This window comes from Bartonella sp. CL25QHWL (genome assembly GCF_042195335.1).
Classification (GTDB): domain Bacteria; phylum Pseudomonadota; class Alphaproteobacteria; order Rhizobiales; family Rhizobiaceae; genus Bartonella.
Map to the genome: position 1 here is coordinate 1 of NZ_JBHIOE010000011.1, position 17,259 is coordinate 17,259.

Genomic DNA, 17,259 nt, shown 5'->3' on the forward strand with positions numbered 1-17,259 from the left:
CTCCAAAGGATATGGATGATGTAAGTAAGAGCACATTGGATAAATGGTCACTAACAGCTTATGGCAGCGTGCAGCATAACAATGGTTTCTATATGGATACACTGTTATCCTATGGAATTCTAAAAGGAGATATCGGCAATGCTATCATTGGCAAAACCGCAAAATTGCAAAATGCCAAAATGTTGAGTATCTCCACCACCGTTGGAAAAGAATTTGCAACCGGAATGGAAGGTTTAACCTTCAAGCCGCAAGCACAAATTGCCTATCAACATTTAATGTTTAATACCATTGAAGATGCTGATAATTTTACCGTTGATATGAACAATCCTTCTCAATGGTTGATCCGTGTTGGTGGACGTTTGACAAAAACCATTTCCACTGAAAACAACCGTCCTATGTCTTTCTATGGAAAAGTAAACTTGATCAAAACCTTTGGTGATAATGGTACCATCCAGATTGGCAGAGATTTTGACCTTGATCCTATGGGACCTGCAATTGAAGGCGGCGTTGGCATTAATGCGCAACTGTCTCACAATTTCTCCCTTCATGGTGATGTCAGCTATCAACAAAAGCTTCAAAAAACTGGTATAAGTGGTGCAAACTTTTCAGGCGGCATACGCTATCAGTTTTAAAACAAAACTGTCAAAACAGCGTATTTCTTTTCTATGCATTAACAAAAAAGGCAGCCACAATATGCTGCCTTTTCGCTTTATAAATACTAATAACACTACACTATCCCTCCTTAAGAGAGCCCTTGCTTTTTCTACTGCCTGTAAAATCAACATCCACGCGCAACGCCCATGTTTAAACCAAAGCTTTAGACGCATCAGTGCTGTATTAGCAGCTCCAGCTTTTGTATGACAGATGGGAGCGAGGATATTGCGTATTTCTGTTTGTGTAATCTCTGAAATAGGCAAACAGCCTAATTTGAGGAGAATATGGAGTTTTAAAGGTGAAAACCCGTTTCCATCTTTACCATCATTTTTAATTCAGCTTTACAACTTTCAAAAGCATCTAAGGCAATGTCTTTTAAGTAATGGAGATTACGCATTGCCTCACGTTTTCGTTTCTCACGTTCTTTAATGGGGGCACGCCCCTCACGTAAAACAGCACGCCACCCAGTTGCCAATTCACGAGCTTGTTTTAAAGAAACATCTCTCAAGGCACCCAAGTCCATTTAGCAACAGCGCCCCCCGTGAAAGATATAACGGTAAAGCCATTGAGTACCACCATCTTTACGTTTGTGAAGGAGCAATCCGGCACCATCATTATATTTTCCAGCTCGTGGGTGTTGCTAAAGCCCTTGGCTCTTGAGACGATTCATAAGAGCCATTTTTAGTCCTTTCTTATACATTTTTTACCCACACGCCAGCCCCGCTTGTGGTGTGCAAGAGAATGGTTTTTCTTGATTTAAGACAAACAGGTTTAAAATGATAAAATCTTACGTTATTCAGAACTCTAATTCAATGAAAGTACCGATAAATTATCTTTATAAATCATTACATTATACCATTTTTATCAAGATAAAAGATAAGGTATTTTTATCTAGAATATGTCACAAAGTATGCAGCCTTTTCGAACATGAAATCCATTTTTTCCTGAAGTGTTTTCTTTTCTACTTAAATACAATTTTCCTCCTCTTCACATGGGTTGCGCAGCTATTCATCATCGAATTTGCCCATAAAGCTAAAAAAGTGTATTTTTAGATAATATAAAGATAACAGCATTAAGAATAAATCTTAAAAAATAGAAGATTTCTTGCTTTTTCACTTATGGAAGTACAACAACTTTACCGTTCAATTATGCTCCTCTTTGAAGGTAGATATGGTGCTAATATGCGCCATAGAGCTGTCCAAGCAAAGATGATATTAGAAAAATGAAAAAAAGCACACTGGATAAATCATCAATCATAGCTTACAATATAACAGAGCATAATGGTGTTTTCATATGGCTACACTCTTCCCTTGTGATATCTGTACAGCAGATATCTCTAAAACTTCTATAAAAAATACTATTAAAGTTATGCTGTAAAAATGTTAATTGCCTCAACAATCATTTGTCAAAAATTTGCAAAGAATAATCAGAGAACTAACCTTTTGAACCACGAACATAATTTGTGTGCTAAGGATTTGATTTTTACCAACTTTTAACATATTGATGATCTTAAAATTAAATCAGACAGCCTCCCCAGTTAGTCCGGATAGGTAGGTATCTAACAAAAACTATTGTTAGGACCGTAGAAGATCGTACCCCATCCTTGTATGAGAAAGTGAACTTCCTTAAAAAACTTTGATATTGATGATACTAAACAGATTGGTATTCATTTTTACCTTAATCCGATAGATCCTGCCATTAAAGGTGCGTTTAGCACAATACACAGTTATCTCACAATTTAACCTTCTATATTGATGTAAACTATCAGAAAAAATTTTAAAAGACGTATAGCCGAGACAAGTTTTTCTGATAGAATACACTACCAATTTTAATATAAAATTATAAAAAAATAAGCATATTGATCCGTTTACTATTAACAAAAAAACGGAGTGTATTTTTTTGTTATTTACAATCTATTATAGCAATAAAATAAATTCTTTCTTTACGATGTGTTGTCGCTATCTATAAAGATTTATTTACACTTCCATTGCTAGTTCTTCTAAACAAACAGTTTTGAGAAAATTAATGCATGAAAAGAAAATCTAACAACAAGCGCTTTATCTTTCACATACAAAACGCTCAAAAAAGCTAATTTTTTCATTTATAAAATGAAATAACTCAATAAAGTTCTTTTTGTATCAATAAAAGATGTTTTAAATGAAATATTCAAAATATTGATTTATAATGATAATTTAGCGTTACTTTCATTGAGTTAGAGTTCTGAATATCGTAAATTTCTCTCATTTAAAATCTGTTCCATGTTGAACTAATCAAAATCATTCACTTACACATTACAAGCGGGACTGGCGTGTGAAGCAAAGTTATATAAGAAAAGCCTAAGAATTCCTCTCATGCACCGCCTCAAGTGCCAAAGGCTATCCACACAACATTGGGAGCTAGCAAAGTATGTAATGGGGTTGCTCTTTTATTAAGCCGTAAAGGTATCGGCTTGCTCCTTCGTAAGCATAAAGATGATGGGACTCTATAGCTTTAGCGTTATAGCATTCATGAAAACCATCGTGAAATGGGCTGTGCGACCTTAGAAAAATGGACTTTGCTACCCTTAAGGAAAAGCTTCTTTAAAGAAAGCCTGTGAATAGCCCCCTCATCACTTCTTCTAGCAGAGAAAATTTTCTGATCGTTTTGGTGAGTACATCAAATAATACATCTCAATGCGATAGAGCTTTTATAGCGATTATCTTTAATAGACAGTTTTTAAATATCATACTTCATAGTGCTTTTAGCATAAGCTTAACCAAGCTAGGTTTTATGAAATCCACTTTTCTCGACTTTTTATGATCATGAACAAATTTTTCTGAAGCAAAACTTCAAATCATAGAGAACACCATAAATATAATTCGTTTTGTTATTTACAATAAAAACGTAATGATATAAAAACTGATCGGGTACTTGCGCCATCAGGGGAATGAAGTAAGCATCAAAGCATACCAAATACTAAAGGCATATCTATGTGTAAGAAATATATTTATAAGAAAAATTTTTTGTTATGTACAATTGCTGGAACTTTCATTTTTTCTCATTTTGCTCCAACTTATGCAAATAGACAACCTCCTGAAATTATTAGTGAGTTTAAGCTGGAGAAAGGAGAAGAAAAAACTCTTAATAATGTTTTTATCCGCAATGGACCGAGCGCAGTGTATGCCAAAGAAAAAGCAATTGCCACAATTACAAACTCAACAATACATTCAGCTTCGTTTGCTTTTGCTGCATCACAAGGTGGACGTATTAATGCTAAAGAAGTGAAAGTCAATGCCTTGGATACTGGTCTATCAATTGAAAACGGTATCATTAACATTGAAGATTCATTCATAGAAACCAAAAGAAAATCCGGTATTGTTTTTCATAGCATAAATTATCTGAAAGATGGTGAAGAAGTTATCAATAAGGCAATTCTTAACAATACAAAACTTCTTGTGAGAAATGGTGTCGGTATTTTAGGACCGTCATCTTCAAAGTCTGTTGCCGAAGTTCAACTTAGAAATTCAGAAATTCGTTCTGATGTATTATTACAAAACAATGTAAAAAAGAAAACAGATTCAGATCCTCATCCTGTGACTTTCGTATTAACTGCCGATAATTCGATTATAGAAGGAAGAGCAAGAACCTTAGCAGTAAATACGACTGTTTTTAATTTAAACAACAATAGCAAATGGTATTTAAATGTAAGTCAATACGACATAAATCGTGATTTTAGTTCATTTAATTATGCACTCCATGACATTAAGCAACGAGCGCTGTCTACCGTTTCAGTACTGAACTTCAATAATAGCTCTATTGTGTTTAATGCGCCACATAGGCTGGCAAAGAGTCAATATCAAACCTTGAGTGTAGGACGAACAATTGAGTTCCCTAATCCACGCGAAAACAGGGAATCCGCTATAGAAACCGTTTATAATGCAGTAGGCAATGCAAGGATTTATTTCAATACAGAATGGAGTGATGGTTTAGAAAGAGAACAACAAAAAACGGACCGCCTTCTTATCCATGGAGATGTATCAGGCACCACAACAATTAGTTTCAATAGCCTTTCAAAAGGTGTGTCATCAAAAGAAGAAGCTTCTATTCCCGCGAATATGCGTGGACTGTCGCTCATTCAAGTATCTGGAAAAACAGATAAAAATGCCTTCAAACTAGCAAATGGCTATGTCACAATGGGCGGCTTGCCTTATAAATATGTCTTAAATGCCTATGGACCGACATCACGTCTTGGAAAAGCAGAGAGCACACAAAGCCATTTAGGAGAAGTAAGTCAACAATCACAAGAAAAGGACTCAAAAACCGACACGACCTTCGCTGCATTTGGCGGAATAGCTTTAAGGAGTGAGAATAATATAAAAGTTGAATCAACACCAAATTCTGAGCAAATAGGGAGCATACAAAACCATTTGAGAGAAAATCAGAATTTCTGGGATTTCCGCTTGCAAAGTGCAACGCTCGATGATGAAGGAAAGATCAGAGCTCTCGTTCCTCAAGTGGCAAGCTATTTGTCCATGCCTAACGCACTATTCTCAGCTGGACTGGCTGATGTAAATAATCAAAACACTTTACTGAACACGATACAAGAAACAGGCTTTGAGAAAAAAAATCATAAAAACAAAGGGATCTTCTTCTCGACTTATGGCAATAAAATGACATTATCCTCTCACCGTACGCCATTACAATATGGCTATGGTGCCGATATTCACTATGCTTCTTTACAAGCAGGCTTTACATTAGTAGCTCTAGAAGATCAAAACATGACCACCAATGTGGGGCTTTTCGGGACATATGGGAAATTAGCTTTCACCCCAAAAGACATGGAAGGTGCTGACAAGAGTACACTCAATAAATGGTCAATTGCTGCATATAGTGGACTGCACCATAATAATGGTACATATATCCATGCTCTCTTTTCCTATGGAATGCTCAAGGGAGATATCACCACAGCTCTCATAGGAAAGACTGCAGAATTGAAAAACGCTGATACATTCAGTGCATCGGCGACCATTGGACAAAAGTTCGAAACCAGTACGAAAGGATTGGTCTTTGAACCACAAGCACAAGTTGTTTATCAGCGTCTCATGCTTGGCACACTCTCAGATGTCGATGGGTTTGATGTAGATATGGGAAATCCTTATCAATGGTTAGTGCGTGTTGGTGGGCGCTTAACACAAACGACGATTTCTATTGAAAAAGGCAGTATGCTTTCTTTCTATGGTAAATTGAATATTGTTAAAGCTTTTTCTAACAATGGCACCATACAGATTGGTGAACCATTCCACCTTGATTCTATGGGAGCTGCCCTTGAAGGTGGACTTGGTATAAATGCACAATTATCACAAAATATCGCCCTTCATGCTGATGTTAACTATCAACATAAGCTTCAAAAAACTGGTATATCAGGAGCAAGCTTTTCAGGTGGAATACGCTACCAGTTTTAAGAAAAAGCAAAAAACAATTTATAGTCTATTCATTTTTAATAAAAAAGCAGTACGAATGTGCTGCTTTTTTCAATCTTTCGGAAAGAGGCATCAATGATGGTTCTTTCTATACAGCTTTCTTGAAAGGATTAATTTCATTCAAACCAAATGCAATAAAACTCTTTATCTCTTAATGACTGTTGAAGTCTTTAGAGAGCTGCCTTTTTGATTTATAAAAATCGAATGGATTCAATAAAAATTATTGTATATCGATAAAAAATACAAAATATTTTGATTTTTAGCACTTTAAAACAAAAATACTTATCAAGCTCGATTTTATGAAGTCCATTTTTCCCGACTTTTTATGACCATGAAAAACGCTTTTCTTTAAAAAACTTTAAATCATAGAGAACACCATAAATATAATTCGTTTTGTTATTTACAATAAAAACGTAATGATATAAAAAACTGATCGGGTACTTGCGCCATCAGGGGAATGAAGTAAGCATCAAAGCATACCAAATACTAAAGGCATATCTATGTGTAAGAAATATATTTATAAGAAAAATTTTTTGTTATGTACAATTGCTGGAACTTTCATTTTTTCTCATTTTGCTCCAACTTATGCAAATAAACAACCTCTTGAAATTCCTACGGTCCAAGTAGCTAATGGAGAAGAGAAGAGCCTTCATAATGTTTTTGTTCGTGGTAAGTATGATGCCGTGGTTGCTAAGAAAGGTCATATTGCCATTACAAACTCAGTAATGCACTCAGGCTTTACTTTGCTTTCTGCAACATCAGGTGGTCAAATTAATGCCAAAGGAATTGTGGGAGAGGCAAAAGAGCATGGTTTGTCACTCACAAACGGCACAATCCATATTGAAGATTCAACATTAAACGTCATAGGCCACGGCAAAGCCTATGGTATCAACTTTGGTTATATTGCAAGCTCTACAATAAAAGAAGGAGAAGAAGTTGTAAACAAAGCAATCCTTAATAATACAAAACTTCTTGTAAACGACGGTGTAGGTATTTTCGGACCTTATTATTCCAAAGCTGTTGCTAATGCAGTGTACCTTAAAAACTCAGAAATTCGTTCTGATATGTTATTAAAGAATGACGTTTTACCCTTCTTCAAGATTCAACCTACTACTTTTACATTAGACGCTGATAATTCGATTATGGAAGGAAGAGCCAAAACGTTTCCTCAAAATACAACGGTTTTCACCCTAAACAATAACAGCAAGTGGCATTTAAAAATTAGTCTATTTGAATTGGAAGATAGTTTTAGTCTATTTGATTACAAGCTCCTTGATCTTAAGCAACGAGCACAATCAATCGTTTCAGTCCTAAACCTTAATAATAGCTCTATCATATTTAATGCGCCGCATAAATTAGCAGACAATCATTATCAAACCTTGCATGTAGGAAGACATCCACAAAAAGCAGAGCAAAACAGAAGCTCCGATGCAACAACGGTTTACAATGCATTGGGCAACGCAAGGATTTACTTTAATACCGAATGGAGTAATGGTCTTACAAAAGAACAACAAAAAACTGACCGTGTTCTTGTTCATGGTGATGTCTCAGGCACCACAACGATCTATTTCAATAATCTTTCAAAGCATGCAGAACCATTCGATGATGAAGAAGATTCAATTCCTTTGAATGCGCGTGGTCTCTCACTTGTTCAAGTGTCTGGAAAAGCAGAAGAAACCGCCTTCACGCTGGCAAATGGCTACACCACAATGGATGGATTACCCTATAAATACATACTCAATGGCTATGGACCAACATCCAGCCGTGGGAAAGCTGATAGGGCACAAAGTCATTTAAGCGCAATACCACAAGAATCAAAAAAGCAAGATGCGCAAAATACCAATGCATCATCTCTTGGAAAAGAAAACAACGGACAAGCTCCCTTGGAAGAAAATGAGAATTTCTGGGATTTCCGCTTGCAAAGTGCTACTCTCGATGATGAAGGAAAGATCAAAGCTCTTGTTCCTCAAATGGCAAGCTATTTGGTTATGCATAATGCAATATTCTCCTCTGGCTTGGCTGATATAAATAATCAAAATATACTGTTAGATAATATGCACTCAACAGTTTTCGGATTAGAAGGTCATAAACAGAAAGGGATATTTTTATCGACTTATGGCAACAAGATGACGTTATCTTCCAGCCGTAGTCCATTGGAATATGGTTATGGTGCTAATGTTCACTATGCTGCTATACAAGCAGGCATGACATTAGCAACGTTAGAAAATCAAAATATGACCGCGAATCTTGGTCTTTTAGGCACATATGGAAAGCTCGCTTTTGCGCCAAAGGATATGGAAGGTTCTGACAAAAGCATACTGGATAAATGGTCCTTTACGGCCTATGGGAACCTCCACCATGACAGTGGTATCTATGTTAATGCACTTTTCTCTTACGGCATTTTAAACGGACATATTACAACAGCCCTTATCGGCAACACCACAGAATTAAACAATACGGATACATTAAATATATCAGCTACCGTTGGGCAAAAACTAGCAACTGGTGTTGAAGGAGTGTCATTTGAACCACAAGCACAACTTATTTATCAACATATTGCCTTTGGCACTCTTTCAGATATTGATGGCTTCCAAGTTAATATAAAGCCCCCTCATCAATGGTTGGTCCGTATTGGAGGGCGTTTAACAAAAACAATGCTTCCTATTGAAAAAGATCGTGTTCTTTCTTTTTATGGTAAATTGAATGTCATCAAAGCTTTTGGTGAGAAGCGCACTATCGATGTTATAGAATCTTTCCATCTCGATTCTATGGGCTCGTCCCTTGAAGGTGGGCTTGGCATTAACGCGCAGCTTTCTAAAAATATCGCACTTCATGCTGACGTTAATTACCAACATAAACTTCAAAAAGCTGGGTTCTCTGGAATTAATTTTTCCGGTGGAATGCGTTATCGCTTTTAGAAATCTTAGCTCTCTATTTTGACGCGTAAGCAGCGCTGAGATGAAAAACAGTGCTGCTTATATTTTGCTACATTACAAAAAAACGCAATTTGTCAAAAAGTGGTTCATTTTTAGCAAAACAAAGAAAATATCTTAAGGAACATCTCTATGCATAAGAATATTTTGTTATGTACAGCCGCTTGTGCTTTATTTTTTTCTTCTTTTAATTTCACATCTACCAGCACCGACTCTGGTCTAAGCCACCAGGAACGCCATGCTCTTGAAGGGATCATGAAATTACCTGAACAATATCGCCATGCCATTGATTCAATAAACACACCAACACAAGCAGAAAAAAATCTTGAGAAGATAGCCTCTGGCGCCATGATGGAAGATAATTCGCACTTCAACCAAGCACTTGAAAATCATAGGGATCGTGTAAGAGATACGATTAACAACTCTTTTGCAGGTGAAAGTCGTTACGGTTCTGATGCACATATGAACGTGGTGAACCACGAAGTGGATAATATACGTACCCAAGCCATGGCAAACAAACACCATCTGGATATGAAACATATGATGAAAGCCATAGCATACCTTGAACAATTACGTCAGAACCGATTAAAAACAAGAGAAAATTTATTACGTGGCTACGACAAAGTAGTTTCCGATGCCGTGCAAGCAGAAAAAATTCTTGATGCTGATAATCAACAGCGTTTTAATACCGCGCGCCAACAATGGGTGAGCCAAGACAATCATAATTGGTTTGAACTGCAAAATAAAGCAGTACAAATAGATAGTGCTTTACAAGAACACAACAAGGAACTTTCCAATACTTTACGCAAAGCGGTATTAGAAGCTTTGAACAATAATGAAATAACCAACGTGGAGAGAAAAGGAGATATAACCTCTCCTTCATCTGAAGAGAATAGACAACCTCTTATTGTCTCCAGTACAAGACAAAGACGCTCTAGTGATAAATTACCACCCGCTCATGTTGCTGCCCAACACAAGGATAATTCAAAGGACAATTCATTCACAAGAACAGATCATGGAATGAGACAGCCTAAAATAAATGAAAATTCGCAATCTGATATTGATCCCCAAACAAACACCACTTCCTCGGAATCGAAAACGACTCTTCCATCCGAAAAAGCGCATATGAATTTGCTCCCAAAAGTTGGAAATACCGCTACCGCGGCTACAGAGAGCACCTTTAAACTTACAGATGATGATAAAGCAACCGCAACTTCTACTTCTCTTGAAGGGACAGCAAAAAGAACAATTCTTACACCACAAGAAGAAAGCTCTTTAGTCATGCCTATCGCGATGTTTGCTGTTGGGTTTAGTGATGTCAACAATCAAAATATCTTGTTAGACAATATGCAAATAACAATGTTTGAACCCAAAGATCATCCAGAAAGAAGCGTTTTCTTATCCTCTTATGGCAATAAGAGCACGTTTTCTTCCAAGGTTCAAGCAGAACAAGATGGTGTCCAAGCAGATATTCGCTATGCTGCATTGCAAGCAGGAGCAACATTAATAGCGCTAAAAGATAAAAATATCAGCAGCAACTTTGGCCTTTTCGGAACATACGGAAAATTATCTTTTACTCCTAAAAACAAGGAGAGCTTTCAAAAAAATATGTTTGATAAATGGTCACTCACCGCATATGGAAATATTCAGCATGACAGTGGCATCTATGCAAGTGTATTTCTCTCTTATGGAATTTTCAAAGAAGATAACGCCACAGCTCTCATCAAACATACCTCAAAAGTGAAGAATAGTAAAACATTAGGAGCCGCGGCAACTATTGGTCAAAAACTGTCAACCAGTTTGGAAGGTGTAATCCTAGAACCGCAAGCACAACTTGTATATCAACGTCTCATGCTTGGTTCTTTATCAGATAGGAGTTCTTTCTCAGATGACGATAACTCTAAATCAGATGGCGATAACTCTAAAATAGACATAAGCAAACCTCATCAATGGTTGATCCGTATTGGTGGACGTTTGACACAAAACAAAGGCCATGCCCTTTCCTTCTACGGCAAACTGAACATGATCAACACTTTTAGTGAAAACTTTCCGTTTGCTGCTATGGAATCTTTAATCGAAGGTGGTTTTGGTATTCAGGCGCACTTATCGCAAAATATCGAGCTTCATAGTGATCTCAGCTATCAACATAAACTCAAAAAAGATGGCATCTCTGCAATAAATATTTCCGCTGGAATGCGCTATCACTTTTAAAAATACTTATATTCCTATCTTGAAATATAACGTGCTCTCATTATGTTTCGTTTTGTCTCTTACAAAATAAACATAATGAGGCCAAGGTTTTATCTTCTATTAAGAGAGGGGAAACATTTAGGAATACATCCATATGAAAAAAAGTTTTTTACTATACACAGTTTCTGGAGTTCTGTTTTGTTCTTCCACCAGCTTGTCTAATGCTCTTCATGATACGAATACACAACCTACGATAGCTCTCTCTTCTCTGCAACCCACTCATCAAATAGGTGCATCCAGACCTTCTAATCCCTATTCAAATGCATCATCTTTGTACCCACCTTCAACATCTAGGTCTACAAGAACAACCAGAAGCTCTTCTCCTACAGGGAGTGAATCTACAACGCCTACTTCCACGAGCACTTTACCTCCAAAAACGCAACTTGAAGGAAATACAGAAGATGTACAATCTACCCCTACAGCCACACAAGACACTATTACACAATCTCCAGCGATAGGAACAGCTTCAACGACAGGAATGGAAGCAAAATCTAGAAGACGTTCAGGGGCGCCATCCTCTTCTACAAACTCTTCCAGAAAAAAAACGCCCGAAAATTCTGCTGTATCCTCACAGTCAGAACCTACAAGCACGGAAGCTACAAGACTAACAACAGAGCTATCGCCAACGCCTAAAGAACCAGAACTCGCACAGCCAATATCTTTAAAAGTAGAAACTGGACAATCAGCATTACCGGTACCGCCAAAATTCATAAAACCAGCGCCCGTGCAATCTGCCTCAACACAAAAGGTATCTGCAAAATCAGAGCTTGAAAAACCAATATCACCAACAAAACAACCTGAAAAGCCTGCACAAACTGAGGATATAAGCTCTGGAGTTGAGGCTACAAACGGTAAGACCATAACGCTACATAACAAAAAAATTCAAGACAATGGTTTTGCTGTACATGCAGATGGAAATAATTCAAAAGTCAACATGATAGGGGGAACAGTTGATGCACGTTTTGTTGCACTAAGCGTATCAGATGGTGGAGAAATTGATGCTACAGGTATTACTGCAACAGCAGAAACAGCTGGTTTGCTAAACATGAGGGGCACAATCAAACTTAAGGATTCAAGCGTACATGTCACGGGAAATCATGAAGCAGACGGTATTATTTTCCGCAATAATCAATACTATACCCCTAGAAAACAATATACACGCAATGCTGAAAGAAATGCCAACGCCGTTCAAGAACAAGCTATTCCTAATAAAGATAAAGTAACTCTAGAGAATACAAAGCTTTTTGTTGAACATGGTAGCGGTATCAACCTTTATGGAACAGGCGTAGACGGAGAAGTCAACCTTAAAAATTCAGAAGTCCATGCCGATATTTTATTAAAAAATATCAAGAACGAAAGTGCCTCCACAAACACTATTACATTAGTTGCAGACCACTCTTCTTTAGAAGGTCGGGTAAGAACTTCTAAAGATAATAGAACAGTTTTTGATCTAAAAGAGGGGACGAAATGGCTTTTAAAGGCGAATAAAAATGCCACAAATAATGATAATATTTTAAATGACTATAGACAGTTTGATGTTGATGAAAAATCATACTCTAATCTTTCTGAATTGCACCTTACAGACAGTGTCATTATGTTTGACAAGCCAATGGAGGGACATTATCAAACTCTGTTTATAGGACCTAATCTTTCGCAAGAAGACGAAACGACCCACACAGCAGCGGTTTATAGTACAACAGGTATTGCAGAAATTTATGTAAACACTCAATGGAATAAACATTCTCCTATCACGGAGCAACAGACTGATCGCATTGTGATTAATGGTGATGTCTCAGGGAGTACTGTTGTTCACATCAATCTCCAAGAAACAGATAAAAAAATAACCGATAGCTCTGCTGTTTGGGAAGAACGCATGGCGTCACTTCCTTTAGAGACACATGGGATTTCAATCATTCAAGTTTCCGGACAAGCAAATGAAAATTCCTTCACGTTAGCAGGAAACTATATGACAATAGGGAAACAACCTTATAAGTATGTACTTACAGGCTATAAACCTGGAACATCTCATGAGAGCCAAAATCTTTTTGGTAAAAACAGTAATTTCTGGGATTTTCGCTTACAGAATGCCTACATTGATAAGGATAAAAAGGTTCGAGCCCTTTTACCACAGGTAGCAAACTATTTAACCATATCTAATACTTTGTTTTCTGCTGGATTTACTGATGTAAACAATCAAAACACGTTGTTAGACAATATGCGCACAACAGTATTTGGGGCAAAAGACAATAAAAAAAATGGTATCTTTTTCTCTTCCTACGGCGAGAAAGTCACCTTATCTTCCAACCGCGATCCATTACATTATGGCTATGGTGCTGATGTAAACTATACTGCTTTACAAATAGGTGTCATATTAGCCGCCTTGGAAGGCAAAGACATAAGCACACATTTTGGTCTCTTAGGAACATACGGAAAACTTGCCTTTACGCCCAAAGAGATGCAAGATTCTGAAAAGACAACTCTTGATAAATGGTCTCTTGCCGCTTACAGCAGCATCCAACATAGCAATGGTATATATGTAAACACACTTCTTTCTTACGGAACCTTAAAAGGAAATATTACCACGGCTCTTGTTGGGAATGCCGCAAAATTGGATGGCACCGAGATGCTTAATATATCTGCAACCATTGGTCAGAAATTAGCAACCAATACAAAAGGGCTGGTCTTTGAACCACAAGCTCAATTCATTTATCAAAATCTCATGTTTGATATTTTCTCAGATACCAATGGCTTAAAAGTAGACATGGGCAATCCACATCAATGGTTGATCCGTTTTGGTGGACGTTTAACAAAAACGATAATGGCTGTTGAGGAAAACAAGGCTGTTTCCTTCTATGGTAAAATGAATGTTATCAGAACTTTTGGCGATGGTAAAACAATAAAAATTGCTGATACCTTTCATGTTGATCCTACCGGCTCTTCAGTTGAGGGAGGCATGGGGGTGAACGCATATCTTTCTCAAAATATCGTACTAAACGCCGATATCAGCTATCGGCAAAAACTGCAAAAAGCCGGTGTATCTGGCACCAATTTGTCTGGCGGAATACGTTATCGTTTCTAAAGCAGAAGTTAATTTTAACTTAAATAAAAAAGCAGCACAAAGTGCTGCTTTTTTATTTAAATTTATATATATTTTTAAATTCTCAAAAATCATTATCACATCAAAGAAGATTTTGACTTATAATATTTCTTTTGCATATTGAATAAAAAACTGAATATCTTAGCATTCTCTCATCAAAATACCCCATAAAGTTTTATGTCTTATATCACCACACCTCAAGCGATGATGTTTTTACAGCACAACAGAATAAGCATTCATGCATATTTTTAAAAAAGTCAGCCCCTTCTTCGCTGTGGACGCTCTATTTATTTTAGATGATGTGCATTTAATATACCTGCTATAAAGACTTAGTATCTGGTATAAATTCTTAAAGGCATGTTTTTCCTCTAAAATCTCAATGCTACAGCAACTCCATCATAAGACAAGCATTTGATTTATAAAGACAATTAATTGTTTTGCATGTTAAATGAGAATCCAGAATATCGTAAGATTCTTTCATTTTAGACCTGTTCCATGTTGAATCAACCAAAACCATATCTCTTGCAAGTGACAAGGGGGAAGAGCCATAGGGATAAAAAACTATTAAGAAAGGATTAAAAATGCCTCTAATAAACCATCTCAAGTGCTAAGGGCTGTAGCAACATTGGAAGAAAGCAAAGAATATAACAATATCAAATTGCTCTTTTATTAAGCATAAAGATGGTCGTACCCTATAGATTTTATATTATTTCCATGGGGACTTTTTATTATACCATTCACAAGCGCCGTTGCATCAAAGATGTCGTTGCGCCGCCCCACAAACACCATCACGAAATAGACTTGAGAGCTTAGATATCTCTTTAAAACAAGGCCGTGAATTAGGAATAACAAATCCATTCTATTTTGAGCATTTTGTCGTGCATAAAGGACGTGCCCCCAGTAAAAAACACAATAAAAAAAGCGTGAAACAATACGTAATCTTCATTATTTAACAGATAGTGCTTTAGATACTTTTGAAAGACATAAAGCTAAATTAAAAGACGGCAGGACAGAGGGAAGCTGATTTCTCCCCCTTTATTCTTTCACAATGAGATTGCCGCCCCATTTCAAATATTACGCCAACAAAGATATACGCAATATATCCACTCAAATCTGGATGCTCTCTCCAATCTGACATACAAAAACTAAAAACAGCAGAAAGAAAATACTAAACCGCTTTAATTTTTATCTCAAACATATAGATTTAAACAACGAACCGCTTCATATCACCACACTTCAAAGGACAATACTCCATGAGGCTTATAGGCAATACTCATCACATACTCTTCATCATTCATGCTTTTTGCTGACTTGGTGGTTATGGCGGAGTGAATGCACCAAATCCCATCCCGAACTCGGCCGTGAAACGCTCCAACGCTTGATGGTACTTTGCCTTAAGGCACGGGAGAGTAAGTCGCTGCCAGATCTGCTAAATGCATGCAAAAGACTCTAATGTATGAACCTTACATTACCACAGCCCCAAGGAAGCTGTTTTTAAGGCATCACAGGCTGGTCTAAATATCCTCTTGATCGGCCTCTCCCTAAACTAAAAAATGAAGCCCCCTATTAACTTAGTCTGCAAACAATTCTCTGTAAATAATCCGCCTTCTCTGAGTTCTCTTTCAGCCAGTTTCCCAAAGCATGCGGTTCACATCACTACACCTTAAAAGACACTGTTTTAAGAACAGCATTTTACAGTACAACAGGATAATAATTTAAATACCCAAATGCACTTAAAACAAGTCTACTCACTAAACGCACTATTTATCCAAATCAACTGCCCTACCTAATCATTGTCATGACTTAGAACAGCCCGTATTAAGCAGATTTGATCATTCCTCTATTTCTTTTGCACGTCCAGATAGTTGTATAGCTCTAGAAAGATCATTAACTGCATTTAAATGTGTTTGAAGTAATTCACTATTACGCTGTAATTTTTCTTGTAAATCAGACAACAAACTTTCAACCTCATGCTCAATATCTTGATTCATGTAGCGCTTCACATCACTCATGGATTTATTAAGATCACGCAAACCACGTATTTTACGCAAATTTATTTCTTCGTAATCTGGAACACCACTGCTCTCTAGCATATTGCTTTCATAATCAACAACTTGAGCTAATCCTTTAACAGCAGCAACAAATTTTGTCATCGCCCAATCACGATCAATAAGATTATTATCAAGAACTTTTGCTTTTGCTGCAAAACTATCATCACCATATTGCACTACAGACATTTTTACTTCCCCTTCAACACTATTGTTCAATCTTACTTTCAAATGAGGGAGATTAAACAGGTTCTCTTCAATGCTGATACACTCAACCAAGCTCGTGGTGCAAACATTGCTCAAACAACAGCACGACAATCCTTCAAAGCGTATACCACTTCAACTTTCAACGCATTCTCTTCAAATATTTTTCTTGCTTTGCTCCAAAACCATCATTGCGGCTATACTAATTCATCAAAACGCTATAAACTCAAACCTTACGACAATATCGAAACTTCCATATTTGTTCTGTCTATTTCGCTTTACCGATTTTATCTTTGCCTATTTTATCACCAGTACGTCTTCAACAGAAAACAACAACGCTCTCACGAAAACTTCGGCCACAAAAACTATCTGCCGACAAAAACCCGCAGCCTATCTTGCAGCATATAAAAACGTAAGCCCATTAAAAATTTCAGCATTTTACCGATAGCAGCATTTTACCCTCCATAACCGTATGGCTCTCTCTGCACCTAAACCTGTATACCTTCTGGCGTCCCATAAGATGGCACCCTACAAGATCAGTTTGCACCCATTCAAAAAGACACCCCCTCTCCCATGCTCTTTCCGCACACATGCAGTATTTCGCATAAGACACA

At 37.0% G+C, this 17,259-nt stretch carries 6 protein-coding genes, 1 rRNA gene and 1 pseudogene; 6 read left to right on the plus strand and 2 right to left on the minus strand.

What is annotated here, in order from left to right; genetic code table 11:
• Positions 1-632, plus strand: a 632-nt coding sequence (locus ACFILY_RS07025; RefSeq protein WP_375637733.1) for an autotransporter domain-containing protein, incomplete at its 5' end; no start/stop codon positions are given.
• A gap of 111 nt (positions 633-743) precedes the next feature.
• Here ACFILY_RS07025 and ACFILY_RS07030 read toward each other — a convergent pair.
• Positions 744-1,333 (minus strand): annotated as a pseudogene (locus ACFILY_RS07030) (integrase arm-type DNA-binding domain-containing protein); the annotation flags it as partial.
• Between the two features lie 2,290 nt (positions 1,334-3,623).
• Between ACFILY_RS07030 and ACFILY_RS07035 the strand changes: the two are divergent.
• From ACFILY_RS07035 to rrf, 5 genes are all read left to right on the plus strand, one after another.
• Positions 3,624-6,095 carry an autotransporter outer membrane beta-barrel domain-containing protein gene (locus tag ACFILY_RS07035; protein ID WP_375637734.1) on the plus strand — a complete coding sequence of 824 codons (2,472 nt, stop codon included), beginning with the start codon at positions 3,624-3,626 and terminating at the stop codon, positions 6,093-6,095.
• A 518-nt stretch (positions 6,096-6,613) separates the two neighbouring features.
• The gene (locus ACFILY_RS07040) at positions 6,614-9,031 is read left to right on the plus strand and encodes an autotransporter outer membrane beta-barrel domain-containing protein (protein WP_375637735.1); all 2,418 of its coding nucleotides are present in this window, start codon (positions 6,614-6,616) and stop codon (positions 9,029-9,031) included.
• A 147-nt stretch (positions 9,032-9,178) separates the two neighbouring features.
• Positions 9,179-11,257 (plus strand): autotransporter outer membrane beta-barrel domain-containing protein, encoded by a 2,079-nt coding sequence (locus ACFILY_RS07045; protein WP_375637736.1) that lies wholly within the window; start codon positions 9,179-9,181, stop codon positions 11,255-11,257.
• A 133-nt stretch (positions 11,258-11,390) separates the two neighbouring features.
• The gene (locus ACFILY_RS07055; RefSeq protein ID WP_404977386.1) at positions 11,391-14,375 is read left to right on the plus strand and encodes an autotransporter outer membrane beta-barrel domain-containing protein; all 2,985 of its coding nucleotides are present in this window, start codon (positions 11,391-11,393) and stop codon (positions 14,373-14,375) included.
• Between the two features lie 1,328 nt (positions 14,376-15,703).
• Positions 15,704-15,819, plus strand: a 5S ribosomal RNA gene (gene rrf, locus ACFILY_RS07060).
• A gap of 406 nt (positions 15,820-16,225) precedes the next feature.
• Here rrf and ACFILY_RS07065 read toward each other — a convergent pair.
• Positions 16,226-16,630 carry a flagellar protein FlgN gene (locus ACFILY_RS07065; RefSeq protein WP_273790974.1) on the minus strand — a complete coding sequence of 135 codons (405 nt, stop codon included), beginning with the start codon at positions 16,628-16,630 and terminating at the stop codon, positions 16,226-16,228.
• Positions 16,631-17,259 lie beyond the last annotated feature (629 nt).

What these genes read in the sequence shown, in the direction of transcription:
- ACFILY_RS07055 (WP_404977386.1), top strand. Translation starts at nt 11,391, where the DNA reads ATGAAAAAAAGTTTTTTACTATACACAGTTTCTGGAGTTCTGTTTTGT.
- ACFILY_RS07035 (WP_375637734.1), top strand. Translation starts at nt 3,624, where the DNA reads ATGTGTAAGAAATATATTTATAAGAAAAATTTTTTGTTATGTACAATT.
- ACFILY_RS07040 (WP_375637735.1), top strand. Translation starts at nt 6,614, where the DNA reads ATGTGTAAGAAATATATTTATAAGAAAAATTTTTTGTTATGTACAATT.
- ACFILY_RS07045 (WP_375637736.1), top strand. Translation starts at nt 9,179, where the DNA reads ATGCATAAGAATATTTTGTTATGTACAGCCGCTTGTGCTTTATTTTTT.
- ACFILY_RS07065 (WP_273790974.1), bottom strand. Translation starts at nt 16,630, where the DNA reads ATGTCTGTAGTGCAATATGGTGATGATAGTTTTGCAGCAAAAGCAAAA.